Annotated in this window: 15 protein-coding genes; 10 read left to right on the plus strand and 5 right to left on the minus strand. The window is 70.6% G+C overall.

Features of this window, described 5'->3' with window-relative positions; genetic code table 11:
• Positions 1–830: 830 nt before the first annotated feature.
• From B9O00_RS09400 to betI, 4 genes are all read right to left on the minus strand, one after another.
• Complete coding sequence (locus tag B9O00_RS09400) at positions 831–1,988, minus strand: ABC transporter substrate-binding protein (RefSeq protein WP_085122237.1); 1,158 nt, start codon at positions 1,986–1,988, stop codon at positions 831–833.
• 196 nt (positions 1,989–2,184) lie between these two features.
• Positions 2,185–2,502, minus strand: coding sequence for a hypothetical protein (locus B9O00_RS09405; protein WP_085122239.1), 318 nt, complete (start codon positions 2,500–2,502; stop codon positions 2,185–2,187).
• Positions 2,495–3,670: an acyl-CoA dehydrogenase family protein gene (locus tag B9O00_RS09410; protein ID WP_085122241.1), complete on the minus strand. Its 1,176-nt coding sequence runs from the start codon at positions 3,668–3,670 to the stop codon at positions 2,495–2,497. The genes B9O00_RS09405 and B9O00_RS09410 overlap by 8 nt, the downstream gene beginning before the upstream one ends.
• Positions 3,671–3,844: 174 nt before the next feature.
• Positions 3,845–4,468, minus strand: a complete 624-nt coding sequence (gene betI, locus B9O00_RS09415; protein ID WP_085122243.1) for a transcriptional regulator BetI — start codon at positions 4,466–4,468, stop codon at positions 3,845–3,847.
• A 177-nt stretch (positions 4,469–4,645) separates the two neighbouring features.
• On the opposite strand from betI, the gene B9O00_RS09420 reads away from it, so the two are divergent.
• From B9O00_RS09420 to B9O00_RS09460, 9 genes are all read left to right on the plus strand, one after another.
• A complete protein-coding gene (locus tag B9O00_RS09420; protein WP_085122245.1) occupies positions 4,646–6,241 on the plus strand; it encodes a phytoene desaturase family protein in 1,596 nt (531 codons plus the stop codon).
• Positions 6,238–7,860 carry a phytoene desaturase family protein gene (locus B9O00_RS33025; protein ID WP_085122247.1) on the plus strand — a complete coding sequence of 541 codons (1,623 nt, stop codon included), beginning with the start codon at positions 6,238–6,240 and terminating at the stop codon, positions 7,858–7,860. The genes B9O00_RS09420 and B9O00_RS33025 overlap by 4 nt, the downstream gene beginning before the upstream one ends.
• A gap of 16 nt (positions 7,861–7,876) precedes the next feature.
• Entirely contained in the window at positions 7,877–9,058 is a 1,182-nt protein-coding gene (locus B9O00_RS09430; protein WP_159460158.1) for an aminomethyl transferase family protein, read from the plus strand.
• Positions 9,059–9,249: 191 nt separating this feature from the next.
• Positions 9,250–11,361: an acetate--CoA ligase family protein gene (locus B9O00_RS09435; RefSeq protein ID WP_085122251.1), complete on the plus strand. Its 2,112-nt coding sequence runs from the start codon at positions 9,250–9,252 to the stop codon at positions 11,359–11,361.
• Positions 11,358–12,572: an MFS transporter gene (locus B9O00_RS09440; protein ID WP_159460159.1), complete on the plus strand. Its 1,215-nt coding sequence runs from the start codon at positions 11,358–11,360 to the stop codon at positions 12,570–12,572. The genes B9O00_RS09435 and B9O00_RS09440 overlap by 4 nt, the downstream gene beginning before the upstream one ends.
• A 164-nt stretch (positions 12,573–12,736) precedes the next feature.
• A complete protein-coding gene (locus tag B9O00_RS09445; protein WP_085122253.1) occupies positions 12,737–13,720 on the plus strand; it encodes a tripartite tricarboxylate transporter substrate binding protein in 984 nt (327 codons plus the stop codon).
• Positions 13,721–13,820: 100 nt separating this feature from the next.
• Positions 13,821–14,330: a tripartite tricarboxylate transporter TctB family protein gene (locus B9O00_RS09450; protein ID WP_159460160.1), complete on the plus strand. Its 510-nt coding sequence runs from the start codon at positions 13,821–13,823 to the stop codon at positions 14,328–14,330.
• Positions 14,331–14,340: 10 nt separating this feature from the next.
• Positions 14,341–15,840, plus strand: a complete 1,500-nt coding sequence (locus B9O00_RS09455; protein WP_085122257.1) for a tripartite tricarboxylate transporter permease — start codon at positions 14,341–14,343, stop codon at positions 15,838–15,840.
• Between the two features lie 113 nt (positions 15,841–15,953).
• A complete protein-coding gene (locus tag B9O00_RS09460) occupies positions 15,954–16,850 on the plus strand; it encodes an NAD(P)-dependent oxidoreductase (protein ID WP_085122259.1) in 897 nt (298 codons plus the stop codon).
• A 131-nt stretch (positions 16,851–16,981) separates the two neighbouring features.
• On the opposite strand, the gene B9O00_RS09465 is transcribed toward B9O00_RS09460, so the two are convergent.
• Positions 16,982–18,172: an aromatic ring-hydroxylating oxygenase subunit alpha gene (locus B9O00_RS09465; RefSeq protein ID WP_159460161.1), complete on the minus strand. Its 1,191-nt coding sequence runs from the start codon at positions 18,170–18,172 to the stop codon at positions 16,982–16,984.
• A gap of 355 nt (positions 18,173–18,527) precedes the next feature.
• Here B9O00_RS09465 and B9O00_RS09470 point away from each other — a divergent pair, with 355 nt between their 5' ends.
• On the plus strand, positions 18,528–19,541 hold the full coding sequence (locus B9O00_RS09470) for a zinc-binding alcohol dehydrogenase family protein (protein ID WP_085122264.1): 1,014 nt from the start codon (positions 18,528–18,530) through the stop codon (positions 19,539–19,541).

Raw genomic sequence — 19,541 nt, forward strand, 5'->3', positions numbered from 1 at the left:
GCCCCTGATAGTTGATCACATTAGGGTATTTATTTATCGGTGAACAAAACGGCTTCTGCGACCCCAAATTACAGGGCCCACCAAATCCTGATGGCGCAATTATTTTAGAATAAGAACATTGACTATTTATGTATCTGTCACTCATTACGCAAAAAGCGAATTGATTGCTGCCACATGGATTATCACATTCATTCCAGAACCCATATAATACAGGTTCCACTTTCTCTTTTCCTGGATCTATTCCTCCAGAAAAGGCCGAATTTCCTTGAAAAATCGCGATAATTGATAAAGAGGTCAACACATATATCAATATTTTGGCCATTCCATCACCATTTATATCACCATCATTTCACGAAATAACCTTTAAGTCAGAGCTATATTTTGATTTTCCTTCAATATTTCTCGGTATTTACAGGTAAATCCAGATCTTTTGATCTTTATTCACCACTTGAAACTTTCTTGATGACAGCGCCACTTAAGATAGCAACCTTCTGAAGCAACCGGAAGGAAAAGAAGCGCTATGAGCAGTCAGCGATGCGTGGCCAGTAGCCGCCGCGTCGGAGCTGCTACCATCGTCGCCGTGCCGCGGACCCAGCGTGACCATGGCGGCGTACGCCATCCAGAAGAGCATGGCGACTGCTGCCCCGACGGCCCCGAGGATCTCGCTTGAGACCGTGCTAACGAGCGGCAGCTCTTTTGGCGCCGGTTCGACTCGCCCTTCGCCGGCCTCAGGCCGAAGCGAATTGGGGAACGGAAGCGACGGAAAAGGCCGGCCGAGGTGTCCCCCGGCCGGCCCGGCTCCTGCGGTCCCCCCGTCGCGCGCTTGCGCGTCAGCCGCCGAGCTTCACCTGCTCGAAGATGTCGATCATCTTCTCGCGCTTCTCCGGCGGGATCTCGCCCTGGTAGCGCGTGCCTTTCAGGAACTTGTCGAGGTCCGAGGTCAGGCCGAGCTGCTTGGCCAGCTCGCTGGTCGCCAGCTTGTAGCTGTTCCTGTTGGAGTGGCCGTAGCCCCAGTCGTCGATCAGCACCTTGCCGACCTGCGGGTCGAGCATGGCGTTGAGGTAGTCGTAGGCCTGGTCGAGGTTGCCCGGCGCGTCCTTCAGCATGACCATGCCGCACATCCAGGTCGACAGCCCCTCCTTCGGGAACATGAACTTGACGTCCACCTTCTCGCCCTTGAGCGCCAGGTAGGAGTCGGTCCAGGCCCAGGCCGCGGTCACCTCGCCGGCCGCCATGGCCTGCTGCAGCGCCGTCGGGTCGCTCCAGTAGAAGCGCACGTTCTTGTGCAGCTGGCGCAGCACCTCGGCGCACTTCTGGATCTGGTCGTCGGTCAGGTCCATGTGGCTCTTGTAGCCGAGCACCCCGGACGCGAAGACGAAGGCCTCGTCGACCGAATCGAACATCGAGACCTTGCCCTTGAGCTTCGGATCGAGCAGCAGCTTGTAGGACTGCTCGGCCTTCGGCAGCTCGTCCTCGCGATAGATGATCGTCGAGTTGCCCCAGTCGAAGGGCATGAACCAGGTCTTGCCGTCGGCCATGATGCCCTTGGCGGCCAGCATGTCGGTCGGGATGTCCTTCCAGCGCGCGATCCGGCTGGTGTCGATCGGCTTCAGCAGGCCGGCGTCGCGCCAGCGGCCGACCGACAGGGTGCAGGGGTGGGCGAGGTCGACCTTGAAGCCGGCGCGCAGCTTCTGATAGGCCTCCTCCTCCTCGGCGAAGATCGCGAAGTTCGGCTGGCCGCCGTACTTCTTGACGAACTCCGGGAACAGCGAGGGGTCGTCGTAGCCCGACCACTCGAAGACCGTCAGGTTGATGTCCGCGGCGCGGGCGCGGCCCGGCAGCGCCAGGGTGCCGCCGGCGGCCAGGCCGCCGACCGCGAGGCCGGCACCAGCGAGCAGGCGGTGGAAATCGCGGCGCGACAGCGCCGGGGAACCGGCCTCCGTCGCGGCTGTGCTCGGGGTCTTCTGGAACTTGCTGTTCTGGTTCATTGGCAGCCTCCCGTTTGGTCGTGCCCGCCGGTCGCAGAGCCGCGTGGCACCCGCCGGTGCGGCCGGCGGCGCGCCGATGGCATCGGCGGAAGCACTCGGTTCATCGCTGGCGCGAACGCGCCCGCTTTCTGCCGGCGGACGAGCGCTGCGCCCCTCCCAAAACCCAAGTCTTGCACAGCCTGTTTTGATTGTCCAATCAATCAGCGAGATTGCTGTCCTTGGAGTCTTTTCCCTTGTGGTTCAGGAACTTGGTTGGTGCCGGATGCTTCGGATCGCCGTGCCTGATACGCCAGGCCTTGACCAGCGATCCGGTGCAGGCGCCACAGGGCTCGGCCGGCTCAGCCGGCTCGGCGGGTTGGGCGCTCTGGGTCGGGGCGGGCGTCGGCGCGGCCTCCTCGGCGACCGCCGGCGGCGCCAGCAGGACGGGCGCCAGCAGGACGGGCGCCAGCAGGACGAGCGACAGCAGGGCCGGAAGCAGGCCCGGCGAGGAGCGAGGGTGCCGCGACCTAGCCAATCAGCGCCTCCTGGCCGCGCTTGGCCAGCTGCCCGGCGATGATCGAGCGCTGGATCTCGCTGGTGCCTTCCCAGATCCGGTCGACGCGCAGCTCGCGGAAGAAGCGCTCGGCGACGTTCTCGCGCATGTAGCCGCGGCCGCCGAAGATCTGCACCGCGCGGTCGGCGACGCGGTTGGCCATCTCGGAGCCGTAGAGCTTCGCCATGGAGCACTGCCCGTGGAGGATCTTGACGTCCTCGCCGGCATCATGCGCCTCGGCGAGGCGGTAGACCATGAGGCGCGCCGCCCAGAGCTCGGTCAGCGAGTCGGCGAGCATGAACTGGATCGACTGGTTGTCGAAGATCGGCTGGCCGAAGGCGATGCGGCCCTTCGCGAAGGCCGTCGCCTCCTCGATCAGCCGCTCGGCGGCGCCGCAGCAGCGCGCGGCGATCATCAGGCGCTCGTAGCGGAACCAGTCGTGGGTGAAGGCCATGCCTTGCCCCTCCGCGCCGATCCGATTGGCTTCCGGCACGCGCACGCCCTCGAAGGCGACGATCGGATGATGGTGGGCATAGGTGTGACTGTAGGCCGGGGTCCGCACGAAGCGCACGCCGGGCGCGCGGCACTCGACGTAGAAGAGCGCGTGGGTGCCGGCGTTCGGGCCGTCGGCCAGCTTGGCCTGGACGACCAGGTAGTCGGCCTGGTTGGCGCTGGTGACGTGCCACTTCTCGCCGTCGATGACGTAGTGCCCGCCGTCCCGGCGCGCCGTCGTGCGGATCGCATCGACGTCGCTGCCCGCCTCCTCCTCGGTGATCGCGTAACACTCGTGGCGCTCGCCGCGGATCGTCGGCTTGACCCAGGTCTCGAGCTGCTGCTCGGTCGCGACCTCGGCGAGGCAGCGCGCCGGCGTCGTGACCAGCCAGCCGAGGCCGTTGGTGACCCGGCCGATCTGCTCCGAGACCAGCACCTGCTCGAGGGTGCTGAGGCCGCTGCCGCCGAGCGCCTTCGGCATGTTCATGGCGCAGAGGCCGAGCCGCGCCGCCTCGGCGCGCGCCGCCGCCTCGGCGCCGTCCGGGAACGCGCCGTCGTTCAGCTCGGCGTGGACCTCGTGGGGGATCAGGAAGCGATCGGCGAAGGCGCGGACACGCGCCTGCAGCGCGCGGTGGTCGGACGAGAGGGGATAGGTCATCGCTGTCTCTTCGGGGGTTGGAGTGAAGGCGGCAAGGCTGGGTGAACGAAGGCGTCGGAACTCCCACGCCCCTCGACAAGCTCGGGACGAAGCGACCGATCGGGATCACTTGCAGTTCGCTTCATCCCGAGCCTGTCGAGGGATGTGTGGGCACGGAACAGGACGGCGCCGGCATCAGGCGGCGTCGCGCACCAGCGCGGCCAGTTCGTCGGGGAAGAGCGCCTTGAGGTAGAGCAGGCAGGGCTTCTTCGCCTGCTCGCGGCCGAGCTTGCTGCCACGCAGCTGCAGCTCGATCCACTGGCCGTAGACCATGGCGTTGAGGCCCGCCGCGGCGACCTGGGGATCGACCGCGTAGCCGCCGGCCTCGACGATGCTGCGGCAGAGCGCGCCGGTCAGGGCGAGATAGGCGTCCTGCAGCTCGATGCAGCGCTGCTTGAAGGCCGGCGTTGCGCGTGATTCCGACCAGAAGGCGGTCCAGGCAGCGATCTTGCGGCGCTGCGCGACCTCGGCCGAGAAGTCGGCCTCGACGATGGCGACCAGCTTTGCCGCGGGCGAGGGCCCGGCCTTCTCGGCGGCGCGCGACGCAACCGCCTCGTAGTCGGCGGCGAGCTGGTCGAGCGTGGCGCGCAGCAGCGCGTCCTTGCTGCGGAAGTAGAAGCCGACGACGCCGTAGCTGACGCCGGCCGCCTTGGCGACCTGGGCCAGGGTCGTGCCGACCAGGCCGCGCTCGGCGATGGTGTCGATCGTCGCCTCGATGAGCTGCTGGCGACGCCGGTCCCGCTTGGCTTCCTGGGTCACCCTGACCTCCCGCTATTGCCCGGACAGACTGCGATAGTCAGGTTCCTAAATCAATGAAAAAGCTCGCCTTACTGGTCTGATTTTGACTGACGGATCATTCAGCGACTGGACAGGAAACCGGACCCGACCTAGACTGCCGCCGTTCCATCAGCGGGCAAGGGGGAGGAAGCGGAAGCGATGAAGCGCTACGATGCCATCGTGGTCGGTGCCGGCCACAACGGGCTGACGGCCGCCGCCTACCTGGCCCGTGCCGGCCTCAGCGTGATGGTGCTGGAGCGGCGCGACCGCATCGGCGGCGCCGCGGTCAGCGAGGAGCGCCACGCCGGCTTCCTCTACTCCTCCTGCTCCTACGTCTGCTCGCTGCTGCGCGCCGAGATCATGCGCGACCTGGAGCTGTCGAAGCACGGCCTGCGGATCATCCCCTACGAGAACTCGGCGACGATCGCGCGCAACGGCGACTCGATCGCCTTCTTCCACGATCCCGCCAAGACGCGCCGCTCGATCGCCCGCCATTCGCGCCGCGACGCCGACGCCTACGCCGAGTTCAACCGCGACATCTACCGCCAGTGCCGGATGATCCGGCCGCTGCTGCTGGAGACGCCGCCCGACCCGACCTCGGTCCGGCTCAAGGACCTCAAGGGCCTGAGGAAGCTGCAGAAGGCCTTCGCCCAGCTCGGCGAGGACGGCCTCGCCCAGGCCATGCAGTTCTGGACCATGAGCTGCGGCGACTTCCTGGACCGCTACTTCGAGTCCGACCTGCTGAAGGGCTCGCTGGCCGGCAACTCGATCATCGGCACGGCGCTCGGCCCCTACTCGCCCGGCAGCGCCTACGTGCTGCTGCACCACGTCATGGGCGACCTCGACGGCCACGTCGGCGCCTGGGGCTTCGCGGTCGGCGGCATGGGCGCGATCTCCCAGGCGCTGGCCGCCGCGGCGCAGGAGCACGGCGCCGAGATCCGCACCGCGGCCGAGGTCGAGCAGCTGATCGTGAGGAACGGCCGGGTCGAGGGCGTCGCCCTGGTCGGCGGCGAGGAGGTGCTGGGCACGCGCGTCGTCTCCAACCTCGACGTCAAGCGCACCTACCTGAAGCTCGCGCCGCGCAAGGAGCTGCCGACGGACTTCCTGGAGGCGGTCGAGAGCTTCAAGATCCGCGGCTCCTCCGGCAAGCTCAACATCGCCCTCGACCGGCTGCCCGAGTTCCCGGCGCTCAGGGACGAGCCGCTGCTGAAGCGCGGCGGCATCCTGATCAGCGAATCGATGGAGTACCTGGAGCGCGGCTACGACGACTGGAAGAACGGCCAGTGGTCGCGCGAGCCCTTCCTCGACATCACCGTGCCGACGCACTACGACCCGACCATGGCCCCGCCGGGCAAGCACTACATGTCGGTCTTCGTGCAGTACGTGCCGCCGACGCTCGCCGACGGTCCCTGGACGCCGGAGAAGCGCGACGCCTTCGGCAAGACCGTGCTCGACACGATCGAGCTCTACTCGCCGGGCTTCCGCGACCTGATCCTCGACTGCTGGGTGCGCACGCCCTGGGACCTGGAGAACGAGGTCGGCCTGACCGAGGGCAACATCTTCCACGGCGAGCTGACCCTCGACCAGCTGCTGTTCAACCGGCCGATCCCCGGCTACGCCCAGTACCGCGGGCCGCTGGGCGGGCTCTACATGTGCGGCTCCTCGACCCATCCCGGCGGCGGCGTCATGGGCGCGCCCGGCGCCAACGCGGCGCGCGAGCTGCTGCACGACGCCGGCGTCAGGAGGGCGGCATGACCGGAGCCGCAAGGCAGGGCGGGCGCTACGACGTCGCGGTCGTCGGCGGCGGCCACAACGGCCTGGTCGCGGCGGCCCTGGCGGCCCGCGCCGGCCGCTCGGTGGTGCTGCTCGAGGCCGGCGAGCGCCTGGGCGGCATGGCGACCCTCGGTCCCAGGAGCCCGGGCAGCGACGGAGGCTTCGATTCCGCCGGCGCGGCCCACCTGGTCGACGGCCTGTCGCCGGCCCTGGTCCAGGGCCTGGAGCTGCACCGCCACGGCCTGGAGTTCGCCGTCGCCACGATGGACGACGTGGCGCTGCTGCCGGGCGGCGAGCTGCTGGTCGTCTCGGGCCGCGACGCCGAGACGACGCGCCGCTCGATCGGCCGCTTCTCGCCGCGCGACGCCGAGCGCTTCCCGGCCTTCGAGGCGCGGCTCGCGCGCCTCGCCGACGCGCTGGCGCCCTTCCTCGACCGCGTGCCGCCGACCCTGAAGTTCCAGGACTGGGCGGAGCGGCTGGAGTACCTCAGGCTCGGCTGGGCGATGCGGCGGCTCGGCCGCAAGGACATGCGCGACCTGCTGCGCATCATCGGCATGAACGCAGCGGACCTGACCGAGGAGGTCTTCGAGACCGACGCGCTCAAGGGCCTGATCGGCTTCGACGCGGTGCTCGGCAACCGCTTCGGGCCGCGCTCGCCGAACACCGTCTACACCCTGCTGCAGCGCAAGTCCGGCACGATCGCCGGGCGGCGCGGCGCCGCCGCCCTGCCGAAGGGCGGCCCCGCCGCGCTGATCGCGGCGCTGGAGCGCGCGGCGCGCGCCGCCGGCGTCGAGATCCGCACCGGCGCCAGGGTCGCGCAGGTGCTGGTCGACAACGGCCGGGTCAACGGCCTCGCCCTGGCCGACGGCAGCGAGATCGACTGCCGCACCGTGCTGTCGAGCGCGCATCCCAGGACGACGCTGCTCGACCTCGTCGGGGTGCGCCAGCTCGACGCCGACCTGGTGCGCAGCCTGCGCCACGCCCGCGGCGAAGGCGGCACCGCCAAGGTCTGGCTGCGCCTCGGCGCGGTGCCCGACTTCGGCCTCTCGGCCGGCGACCTCGGCCGCTCGCGGCTGGTCTTCGCGCCGGACCTCGGCTTCGTCGAGCGCGGTCACGACGCCGCCAAGTACGGCGAGCTGCCGGACCGCCTCGCCATGGAGATCACCCTGCCCGGCCTCGCCGACGCCCACCAGCTGGGCAGCGGGCAGAAGCCGATCCTGAGCGCGACCCTGGCCAACGTGCCCTACCGCCTGCGCAACCGCGACGACGGCGCGCTGAAGCAGGCGCTGATCCAGCGCACCACGGCGGCGCTCGCCGATCTGGCGCCGGGCCTCGCCGAGACCATCGAGGCGGTCGAGGCGCTGACCCCGAAGCAGGTCGAGGCCGCGACCGGCGCGCCCGGCGGCCACTGGCACCACCTGGAGACCGGGCTCGACCAGACCTACCTGCTGCGCCCGGCGCCGGGCCTCGCGCAGTACGCGACGCCGATCCAGGGCCTCTGGCTGTGCGGCGCCGGCAGCCATCCGGGCGGCGGCCTGACCGGCCGGCCCGGCGCCAATGCCGCGCGCGCCGCCCTGGCCGCGACCAGGGCCCGGCGCTGACGAGGGAGGACGGCAGATGTCAGACAGCCCGATCATCGGCGGCGGCGCGATGCTGCAGCCGACGCCCTTCCATCGCCGCACCGCGGCGCTCAACCTGGTCAACGCCTGGGAGCGCTGGCAGGGCCACACCACGGTCACGACCTTCCTGTCGCCCGAGGACGAGTACTTCGCGACGCGCACCGCGGCCTCGCTCTACGACGTCTCGCCGATGCTGAAGTACCGCATCGCCGGGCCCGACGCCGAGGCGATGCTCGACCGCCTGATGACCCGCGACGTCACCAAGCTGAAGCCGGGCCGCGCGCTCTACGGCCCCTGGTGCGACGGCAGGGGCCGGGTCATCGAGGAGGGCACGCTGTTCCGCGAATCGGCGGCGAGCTTCCGGCTCAACGCCGCCGAGCCGCAGCTCTTCTGGCTCGAGGACTGCGCCTACGGCTTCGACGTGACGGTCGAGGAGGTCACCGACGCGATCGCCGGCCTCGCCCTGCAGGGCCCCCTGGCCAAGCGGGTGCTCGAGGACATCGGCCTCGGCGAGGCGGCGAGGCTGCCGTTCTTCGGGCTCGGCCGCTTCGGCTTCGAGGGCGGCGAGATCGAGATCAGCCGTACCGGCTTCACCGGCGACCTCGGCTTCGAGCTGTGGATCGCGCCGGAGCGCGCCGAGACCCTCTGGGACCGGCTGATGGCCGTCGCCGACCGGCACTACCTGCGGCCCATGGGCTCGCAGGCACTGAACACCCTGCGCATCGAGGCCGGGCACATTCTGATCAACGTCGAGTATGTCGGCGCCAACCACGCCCTGCGCGAGAGCCAGATGCGCACGCCGGACGACCTGGGCCTCGGCTGGGCGGTCGACCCGAAGAAGCCGGGCTACTTTAACGGCCGCCGCGCCATCGAGGCCGAGCGCGCCGCCGGCGGCCCGAGGCGGCGCCTGGTCGGCCTCGACATCGAGGGCCGCAAGCCGGCCCACGCCGCCTATCTCTACGCCGGGCGGCGCGAGGTCGGCCAGGTCACCTCGGCCTGCTGGTCGCCGGTCCTGAAGCGCAACATCGCCCTGGCGACGGTCGAGGCCGGCTACGCGGAGCCCGGGCGGAAGCTCAAGGCCGACGTCTACTACGTCAAGGAGGTGACGCAAGGCCGCGTCGAGGCCGCCGCCACCGTCGTCGAGCCGCGCTTCTACCAGCCGGCCCATCGGCGGGGCTGATTTCGAAAGACGGAGCCCGCGTCACCCCTCACCCGCCTCGCTCACGCTCGGCACCCTCTCCCCCAAGGGGCGAGGGTTCACCGAAGCGCCCCGTCAAGACCCTCGCCCCTTGGGGGAGAGGGAGGGGCCCACGCGGAGCGTGGGAGGGTGAGGGCTGAAGCCGCCGTAGCACTCGCAGAAGAGCCACCCCCGTGCCGCACCGCCTCGACCCTCTCCTCTCCCCGCGCTCGGTCGCGATCGTCGGCGCCTCTGCGCGCGCCGGCAGCGTCGGCCAGCTGACCCTGGCGCAGCTGCTCGCCGCCGGCTTCGCCGGCCGCGTCTTCCCGGTCAATCCGAACTACCGGGAGCTCGAGGGCCTGGCCTGCTTCCCGGACTGCACCGGCCTGCCGGAGCCGCCGGACCTGGTGGTCTTCTGCCTGCCGAACGAGCGGCTCGAAGCGGCCTTCGACGAGGCCCTGGCCGCCGGCATGCGCGCCGCGACGATCTTCGCCAGCGGCAGCCCGGCCGGCGACCCCTGCCTGCCGGCGCGCCTGCACGCCAAGGCGCGCGCGGCCGGGGTGCCGATCTGCGGCCCCAACGGCATGGGCTTCCACAACTTCCGCGACAAGGTCGGGGTCTGCGGCTTCCGCGCCTCGCCGCCGGGGGTCGAGGGCGGCGCCGTGCTGCTCAGCCATTCGGGCTCGGTGCTCTCGGCCCTGTCGGACTGCGAGGACCGCATCGGCTGGTCGCTCGCCGTCTCGACCGGCAACGAGCTGGTGACGAGCCTCGCCGACTACATGGACTGGGCGCTCGACCGGCCGGAGACCGAGGTCATCGCGCTGTTCATGGAGACGGCGCGCGACCCGGCCGGCTTCGCCGCGGCCCTCGCCCGCGCCGAGGCGCGCGACATCCCCGTGGTCGCGCTCAAGGTCGGGCGCAGCCGGCGCAGCGCGGAGCTGGCGGTCAGCCACTCCGGCGCGCTGGCCGGCGACGACGCGGTCTACGGCGCGCTCTTCGAGCGCTACGGCGTGACCCGGGTCGAGACGCTGGACGAGCTGGCGGCGACGGTGCAGCTGCTGCTGCACCCGCGCAAGCCGGCGGCCGGTGGCCTGGCGACGATGCACGACAGCGGCGGCGAGCGCGGCCTCTGGCTCGACCTCGCCGAGCGGCTGGGGGTGCGCTACGGCCTGCCGAGCCGCGAGACCGTGGCGCGCCTCGCCCGCCGGCTCGATGCCGGCCTGCCGCCGGTCAACCCGCTCGACGCCTGGGGCACCGGGCGCGACAGCGAGGCGGTCTTCGCCGACTGCCTGACCGCCCTGGCCGAGGACCCGGACACCGCCCTCGCCTTCTTCTGCTTCGACCGCGAGGGCGGCGGCCGGCTGGAGCCGAGCTACTGCCGGGCCGCCCTGGAGGCGGCGCAGCGCACGAGCAAGCCGGTGGCGCTGGTGACCTCGCGCCACGGCAGCGGCAGCGATCCCCTGGACCTGGAGCTGACCCGGGCCGGCCTGCCGGTGATCGACGGCGAGTGGTGGGCGCTCAAGGCGGCGAAGCACCTGCTGGACCGCCGCGACCGCGTCCGCCCGGCCGAGCTGGCGCCCCTGCCGGAGGCCTTCGCGGCGCGCTGGAAGCCCTGGCTGGCGCAGGGGCCGCTCGGCGAGGCCGAGGCGCTGGCGCTGGTCGCCGAGGCCGGCGTGCCGGCCGTCGCCTGCCGCAGCGCCGAGACGGTCGACGACGCCCTGGAGGCCGCCGAGGCGCTCGGCTATCCGGTCGCGCTCAAGACTGCCAAGGCCGGCCTCGCCCACAAGAGCGACGTCGGCGGCGTGCGCCTCGACCTCGGCGACGCGCCGGCGCTGATCCGCGCCTACGCCGAGATGACCGCGACGCTCGGGCCCAAGGTGCTGGTCTCGGCGATGGCCGAGCCGGGCATCGAGGCGGCGCTCGGCATCCTCGACGACCCCGACTTCGGGCCGGTCGTGGTGATCGGCAGCGGCGGCCTGGAGATCGAGGAGGAGAAGGACGCGGCCTTCCTGCTGGCGCCCTTCGACGCCGCGACGGCGGCGCGCGCGATCGGGGGCCTGCGCCTCGGCCGCAGGCTCGGCGCCGGGCGCGGCCGGCCGGCCCGCGACCTGGCGGCCCTGGCCGAGGCCGCCTCGGCCCTGTCGCGCGCCGCGGTCGCCCTGGCGGGCACGCTCGGCAGCCTGGACCTCAACCCGGTGATCGTGCAGCGCAGCGGCTGCCTCGCGGTCGACGCGCTGATCGCCGGCCGGCGGCGCGAGGCGGCGGAGCGGCCGCCGGGCGCGGCGCTGCGGATCGTCGGGACGTGACCGCGCCCGACCCGATCCCGCATCCGCCGCTCGAGCAGGCCGGCCGCTTCGAGCGCCCGCTCGACGCCGCGCGCCGTCGCCGCGGCCTAGTCGCCGTGCTGACCTCGATCCTGGCCGCCGGCCTGACCTTCGGCACGGCGATCCCGCTGATCGCCCTGCTGCTGGAGCGACGCGGCACCGCGACCTGGCTGATCGGCCTCAACGCCGCGACGCCGATCGTGGCGACCCTGCTGATGGGCTTCCTGCTGCCGGTCCTGCTGCGCCGGGTGCGCGCCCTGCCGCTGCTGCTCTGCGGCCTCGCGCTGATCGTCGTCTGCTTCCTGCTGATGTCGCAGTTCCGGCAGATCGAGGCCTGGTTCGTCCTGCGCTTCCTGGTCGGCCTCGGCATGGCGGTGCACTGGATCGTCAGCGAGACCTGGCTCAACGCCCTGGCGCCGAAGTCGAGCCGCGGCCTGCTGGCCGGGCTCTACGCGACGCTGATGTCGATCGGCTTCGCCGCCGGACCGGCGCTGCTGACCCTGGTCGACCTGGAGGGCTTCGCGCCCTTCGGCTTCATCTCCCTGACCGTGGCCCTGGCCGCGCTGCCGCTGCTCTGCGTCGGCGACGCCGCGCCGACCGTCGAGGCCCATGGCGAGCACAGCCGCTGGTCGGCGATCCTGGTCGCGCCGACGGTCTTCGCCGCGACCGTGGTCTCCGGGGTCATGGATTCCAGCGTGCTGTCGCTGCTGGCGATCTACGGCCTCAGGATCGGCCTGCCCCAGGACCAGGCGGTGCTGATGCTCTCGGTGGCCGTCGCCGGCACGGTCTTCCTGCAGGTCCCGCTCGGCTGGCTGTCGGACCACCTCGACCGGCGCGCGATGCTGCTGGCCTGCGGCGCGGTCGGCGGCGCCGGGGCGCTGGCCCTGCCCTTCGTCGCCGGCCAGCCGCTGCTGCTCTGGCCGCTGCTGTTCGTCTGGGGCGGCGTCTTCGTCGGGCTCTACACCGTCGCCCTGGCGATGCTCGGCGAGCGCTTCCAGGGCGGCGCCCTGGCCCAGGCCAACGCGCTCTTCGTGATGGTCTACTGCCTGGGCAACCTCAGCGGACCGCCGCTCGCCGGCGCCGCCATGGACTGGGTCGGCCCGAACGGCCTGCCGGCGATCATGACCGCCGTCTGCAGCCTCTTCCTGCTGCTCGGCCTGGCCCGGACGCCGTTCGTGCGGCCCCGGCGGTAGCCGCCGCCCTCCCGTCCCCGCCCACGCCGCTCCGCAGGCCCGCCCCGCCTCTCGCGCATGGCGGTTATATGATGACTCGGCCGCCCCTGCCCTGCATTGTACGACGACTGAAGCCGGCAGCGGAGACCGGCCGGCCACAACGAAGAACCAACGGGAGGAACGAGATGCTGAGACGGACCCTGCTTTCCCTTGCCGGTGCCGCCGCGGTGCTGGCGGCGACCGGCTTGGCCGCGCCTGCCGCCCGGGCCGAGTGGCCGGAGCGGCCGATCACGATCATCGTGCCCTGGGGCGCGGGCGGCGGCACCGATGCGGTCGGCCGCATCATCGCCAGCCTGATGGAGAAGGACCTCGGCCAGCCGGTCAACGTGGTCAACCGAACGGGCGGCAGCGGCGTCGTCGGCCACTCGGCGATCGCGACGGCCGACCCCGACGGCTACACGCTCGGCGTCGTCACGGTCGAGATCGCGATGATGCACTGGCAGGGCCTGACCGACCTCTCCTACAAGGACTACGCGGTGCTCGGCCAGGTCAACCTGGACCCCGGCGGGCTGATGGTCGGCGAGGATTCGCCCTACAAGTCGGCGAAGGACCTGCTGGCCGCGATCAAGGCCAAGCCGAAGGGCACCTTCAAGGCCTCCGGCACCGGCCAGGGCGGCATCTGGCATCTCGGCCTCGCCGGCTGGATGCTCTCGGAAGGCCTGCCCGGCGACCAGGTGACCTGGGTGCCGAGCCAGGGCTCGGCGCCCGCGCTCAAGGACATGGTCGCCGGCGGCGTCGATCTCGTGACCTCCTCGCTGGCCGAGGGCCGCGCCCTGATCGAGGCCGGCAAGGTCCGGCCGCTGGCCAACATGGGCACGGAGCGCCTGGGCATCTTCCCCGACGTGCCGACCCTCAAGGAGGCGACCGGCTCCGACTGGACGGTCGGCGCCTGGCGCGTCATTGCCGGGCCGAAGGGCATCCCGGACGCGATCGTGCAGAAGGCCTCGGCGTCTCTCGAGAAGGCCTACAAGAGCAAGGAGTTCCAGGACTTCATGAAGAGCCGCGGCTTCGGGACGGTCTGGCGCGGCCCGAAGGAGGCGACCGAGTTCATGGCCTCCGCCGACAAGGACCTGGGCGAGGTCATGAAGAAGGCCGGCCTGGTCAAGTAGCCCGCGACGGACGGGGCGGGACGGTCCCCGGCGGGCCGTCCCGCCCCGCCGTCCGGCGCCTCGCCTGCCGCCCCCTTCCCTGCCGCGGAGGGTTGCCCTCGTGAAGGTCAACGATGCCGTGCCGGGCGCGATCCTGATCGCGTTCGCCGCCGGGGTCCTCTACCAGACCCTGAGCTTTCCGCCGATGCCGGGCCAGGACTACGGCCCGGCCCTGTTCCCCCAGATCATCGGCATCCTGATGGTGATCAGCGGCCTCGCGCTGGTCGTCCGCGGCCTGCGGACGCGGCGCGGCAGCGGCGCCGCGGGCGGCCCGACGGCAGGCGGCCGGATGCTCGAGGTCGCCGACTGGATGCAGTCGCCCGCCCACCTCGCGAACTTCGCGCTGCTGATCGCCCTGCTGATCTTCTACATCCTGGTCGCCAAGCCGCTCGGCTTCATCCCGACCTCCTTCCTGGTGCTCGCGGCCCTGATGACCCGGCTGCGCGGCCTGAGGCACCTCGGCTCCAGCCTGGCCATCGCCGCCGTCGCCACCCTGGCGATCCAGCAGATGTTCGGCGTCATCCTGCGGGTGCCGCTGCCCTGGGGCATCCTGCCCCCGGTCTCCTGGTAGGGCCGGCACCATGCATGCGATCGACCTCGCCTTCGGGCTGATCCTCGACCCCTACGTGCTGATGGTCATGATCATGGCCGGGCTGTTCGGCCTGTTCATGGGCGCGATCCCCGGCCTCTCGGCGACCATGGCGACGGCGCTGCTGGTCCCGGTCACCTTCTTCATGGACCCGGTGCCCGCCCTGGCCGCCATCGTCACCGCGACGGCCATGGCGATCTTCGCCGGCGACATCCCGGGCGCGCTGCTGCGCATCCCCGGCACGCCGGCCTCGGCGGCCTACGTCGACGAGGCCCATGCCATGACCCGCCGGGGCAAGGCCGAGCTGGCGCTCGGCGTCAGCCTGTCGAGCGCGATCATCGGCGGCCTGTTCGGCAGCGCCGTGCTGGCCAGCTCGGCGCCGGTGCTCGCCGACATCGCGCTCAACTTCAGCTCCTTCGAGTACTTCTGGCTGGCCTGTATGGGCCTGACCTGCGCCGCCTTCGTCGCCTCCGACGAGCCGCTGAAGGGCTTCGTCTCGCTGCTGCTCGGCCTGTTCATCGCGACCATCGGCATCGACCCGATGTCCGGCTTCCCGCGCTTCACCTTCGGCAACGTCGACCTGATGGGCGGCATCAACTTCATCCCGGCGATGATCGGCATGTTCGCGCTGGCCGAGGTGATCCGCAGCGTCACCACCGTGAACCCGCAGCCGAAGGCGCCGCAGGAGAGGATCGGCAACGTCTTCAAGGGCCTCGGCCCGGTGCTCGGGCGCTACAAGCTGAACCTGCTGCGCGGCAGCGTGATCGGCACGCTGGTCGGCGCCCTGCCCGGCGCCGGCTCGGACATCGCCGCCTGGATCTCCTACGCCGTCTCCAAGAAGTTCTCGCGCGAGAAGGAGAAGTTCGGCACCGGCCACCCCGAGGGCATCGTCGACGCCGGCTCCTCGAACAACGCCGGGCTCGGCGGCGCCTGGGTCCCGGCCCTGGTCTTCGGCATCCCCGGCGACTCGATCACCGCGATCGTCATCGGCGTGCTCTACATGAAGGGCATGAACCCCGGGCCGACGGTGTTCCTCTACCACCCGGAGCTGATCTACGCGGTCTTCCTGTCATTCTTCCTGGCCAACCTGCTGCTGTTCCCGCTCGGCCTGCTGGCGATCAAGTCGTCGAAGCAGCTGCTGCACGTGCCGCGCGGCGTGCTGATGCCGCTGATCCTGATGTTCTGCATCGTCGGCACCTTCGCCATCAACAACACGGTCTTCGACGTCGGCGTCATGCTGGTGCTCGGCCTGATCGCCTACATGATGGAGGAGAACGGCTTCCCGGTCGCCCCGGCGATCCTGGGGCTGGTGCTCGGGCCGCTGCTCGAGGACTCCTTCATGACCTCGATGATCAAGTCGGACGGCAACCTGCTGGCCTTCTTCGAGCGGCCGATCGCCGCCGGGCTCGGCGTGGTCACGCTGCTGATCTGGATCGCGCCGCTGTTCATCCACCTGCGCCGCCGCTACGCCTCGCCGGCGGGAGACGTGTAGAGCCATCCCGGCGCTGGCCCGCTCCCCCGCCCGGCCACCCATTCCAGGATACGGTCGTTGGGTGGCCGGGCGGGGGAGAGGGCTGGAGCCGCACCATCCAACGGGAGATATTCATGAGCGAGAAGCAAGCCATCGGCTTCGTCGGCGCCGGCCTGATGGGCCACGGCATGGCCAAGCACCTGCTGGCCGCGGGCCATCCCCTGACCATCCTCGGCCACCGCAACCGCCAGCCGGTCGACGACCTGGTCGGCCGCGGCGCCAGGGAGGCGAAGACGCCGGCCGAGCTGGCCGCGGCCAGCGAGATCGTCTTCCTCTGCCTGCCGATGTCGGACCAGGTCGAGGCCGTCGTCGCCGGCCCCGACGGGCTGCTGCAGGGCGCCCGCGAGGGCCTGATCGTCGTCGACACCTCGACGGCCGAGCCGGGCTCGACCCTGCGCCTCGCCGAGGCCGCCGCGGCCAGGGGCGTGCGCTACGTCGACGCGCCGCTGACGCGCACGCCGAAGGAGGCCGAGGAGGGCCGGCTCAACACCATGGTCGGCGCGGACAAGGCGCTGTTCGACCAGCTCAAGCCGGTGATGGCCTGCTACGCCGAGAACGTGTTCCACGTCGGGCCGCTCGGCGCCGGGCACAAGCTGAAGCTGATCAACAACTTCATCGCCATGGGCCTGGCCAGCCTGGTCGCCGAGGCGGTGGCGACGGCGCGCAGCGTCGGCGTCGACCTGGCGCAGCTCAACGCCCTGGTCTCGGCCGGGCCGGTCAACAGCGGCATCTTCCAGCGCATGATGGCCCAGGCCCTGGAGCAGGATCCCTCGGGCCTGCAGTTCGCGATCCGCAACGCCCGCAAGGACCTGCGCTACTTCAACGCCATGGCCTCGGAGGCCGGCCTGGTCGGCCTGATGGCGCCGGCGGCCCTGCAGACCATGACCCTGGCGACCGCCAGCGGCCACGGCGAGGAGCTGGTGCCGCAGCTGGTCGACGTGCTGAGCGAGATGAACGGGGCGAAGGGCTAGCGGTAGCGCTACTCCGCTCCATGGTTCGACGGGCTCACCATGAAGCGAAAGGGGACCAACCCGCCCGGTCGGTCCCCTAACTATCGTTCCCCGAATTCGCTGAGCTTGTCGAAGGGCGGAGCGAAAGCTCCCTATTCCGCCGCCAGCAGCTCCGCGTCGCGCTGCCGGACCGTGCCGGGCAGCGGCTCCTCGTCCAGCGAGGCGACCGGGCAGGCCTCGCGGATCTGCTGGTGGAACAGGCGCAGCGAGGACTCGATGCGCGACAGCGGCCCCGGATCGTAGCCGTGCGAGGCGAGGCCCTGCTGGACCCGCTCGGACAGCCAGCGGTCCTCCTCGCCGACCTTGCCGTTGATCCGGTAGTTGAGATAGCGCAGCAGGCGCATCTCGCGGCGCTCGTCCTTGTGGCCGTAGATGCCGTAGCGCACCTGGCAGCGGGTCGGCCCGAGCGGCAGGATCTGGAAGTAGTCGACGCAGTCCGGATAGAAGTCGAGGCCGATGTTCGGCGGCATGGTGAAGAACAGCCACTGCTTGCGCAGCTGCTCCGGGTAGGCGGCCAGCACCGTCGGCGCCAGCTTCTGGTACATCCGCTCGACCCAGTTCGACGAGGGCCGCTGCTTGAGCGTCGAGATCGAGCCGGCGACGCCGTGGGCGTTCTCGAAGCCCTCCATCTGGTTATCGAGCATCCGGTGGTAGCCGGGATGGCCGAGCGGGATGTGATAGTTCTCCAGGTTGTTGTCGACGCCGACCTTCCAGTTGGCGTCCCAGACCATGTCGTCGCCGAACTCGATGCGCTCCATCTCCTCGAGGCGGTAGGGCTTCAGGTGCTCGGCGAAGTCGCCCCAGGTCTCGGCGACGCTGTCCGGGCCCTGATGGTCCTCGGGCCGGGCGACGCGCACGAAGACGAAGCCGAAGAAGACCTCCAGCTCGATCTCCCGGAGGCCGAGCGTGGCCTTGTCGAGGCCGGGAAAGCTCCTCTCGCTCGGCACGCCCTTGAGCCGCCCGTCGAGCTCGTAGGCCCAGCCGTGATAGGGGCAGACCACGGCCTTCGGGCAGTTGCCGGTGCCGTCGAGCAGCTTCGAGCCACGGTGCCGGCAGACGTTGGCGAAGGCGCGCACGACGCCGTCGTCGCCGCGCAGCACCAGCACCGAATCGCGCATCAGCTCGAGCACGAAATAGTCGCCGGGCTGGCGCACGTCGTTGGCGTGACAGGCGATCTGCCAGCTGCCCAGGATGACCCGCTGGTATTCCAGGTCGAGCAGCTCGGCGTTGCGGTAGGTCCAGGCCGGCAGTCCGCGCACGGGATCGTCTGTGGTCGTGGGCATGGGGGTCTCGCCGCCACGCGTCGCGGTGTCGAGCGGCGCCATCGGCACTCTCCAAACGTGGTTCTTTCGGGAAGGCGGTCGCGTCTGCGGTCGCCATTGACTGAACGTTTGTTTAATCAAAAAATCGGCAAAAGTCAAGACGTGGCAATAACTAAGCGCGTCCAGGCTTGGGAAGAACTCTGAAAATCCCTGAGGAATCCGGCGGTTAATTCGAGTCCTCGCAGGTGGCCGGCCAGCCGTCGCAGCGAGGCTTTTTCCAAGTCCGCCGCGAAGAACCTGTGCCGGGATTTCCCTTCGCGGCCGCGCGCGTGCCGGCCAGAGTAGGCGCCCCGCAGCCGCACCAGGGAGATCCGCCATGAAAGCCGTCGGCTACCGCCAGTCCAAGCCCATCGCCGAGCCCGATTCCCTGATCGACCTCACGCTGCCCGAGCCGACGCCGGGCCCGCGCGACCTGCTGGTCCGGGTCCAGGCGGTCTCGGTCAACCCGGTCGACACCAAGATGCGCCTGCGTGCGCAGCCGGCCGAGGGCGAGGTACAGGTGCTCGGCTGGGACGCCGCCGGCACGGTCGAGGCGGTCGGATCCGAGGTCACGCTGTTCCGGCCGGGCGACGCGGTCTTCTACGCCGGCGCCATCGACCGGCCGGGCAGCGACAGCGAGCTTCACCTGGTCGACGAGCGCATCGTCGGCCGCAAGCCCGCCTGCCTGGACTTCGCCGAGGCGGCGGCCCTGCCGCTGACCGCGATCACCGCCTGGGAGCTGCTGTTCGAACGCCTGGCCGTGCCCTACGGCGTGAAGACCGGCGGCGGCAGCCTGCTGGTGATCGGCGGCGCCGGCGGCGTCGGCTCGATCCTGATCCAGCTGGCCAGCCGCCTGACCGGCCTGACCGTCATCGCCACCGCCTCGCGCCCCGAGACCGCCGACTGGGTGCGGCGCATGGGCGCCCATCACGTCGTCGACCACCGCCGGCCGCTCGACGAGGCGCTGGCCGACGTCGGGCTCGGGCCGGTCGAGCACGTCGCCGGCCTGACCGCGACGGAGCAGCATCTGCCGGCGATTGCGAAGCTGATCGCGCCCCAGGGCGGGCTGGCCGTGATCGACGACCCGAAGGCCTTCGACATCCTGCCGTTCAAGCGCAAGAGCGTGCGCATCGCCTGGGAGTTCATGTTCACCCGCTCGCTGTTCGGCACCGCCGACATGATCGAGCAGCACCGGCTGCTGAGCGAGGTCTCGGCCCTGGTCGAGGCCGGCGTCCTGCGCAGCACGCTGACCGAGACCGCCGGTCCGGTCGACGCCGCGACCCTGCGCCGCGTGCACGCCCTGGTCGAGAGCGGCAAGGCGATCGGCAAGACCGTCCTGGCCGGCTTCTGA

It is taken from the genome of Tistlia consotensis USBA 355, assembly GCF_900177295.1.
GTDB classification, from domain to species: domain Bacteria; phylum Pseudomonadota; class Alphaproteobacteria; order Kiloniellales; family DSM-21159; genus Tistlia; species Tistlia consotensis.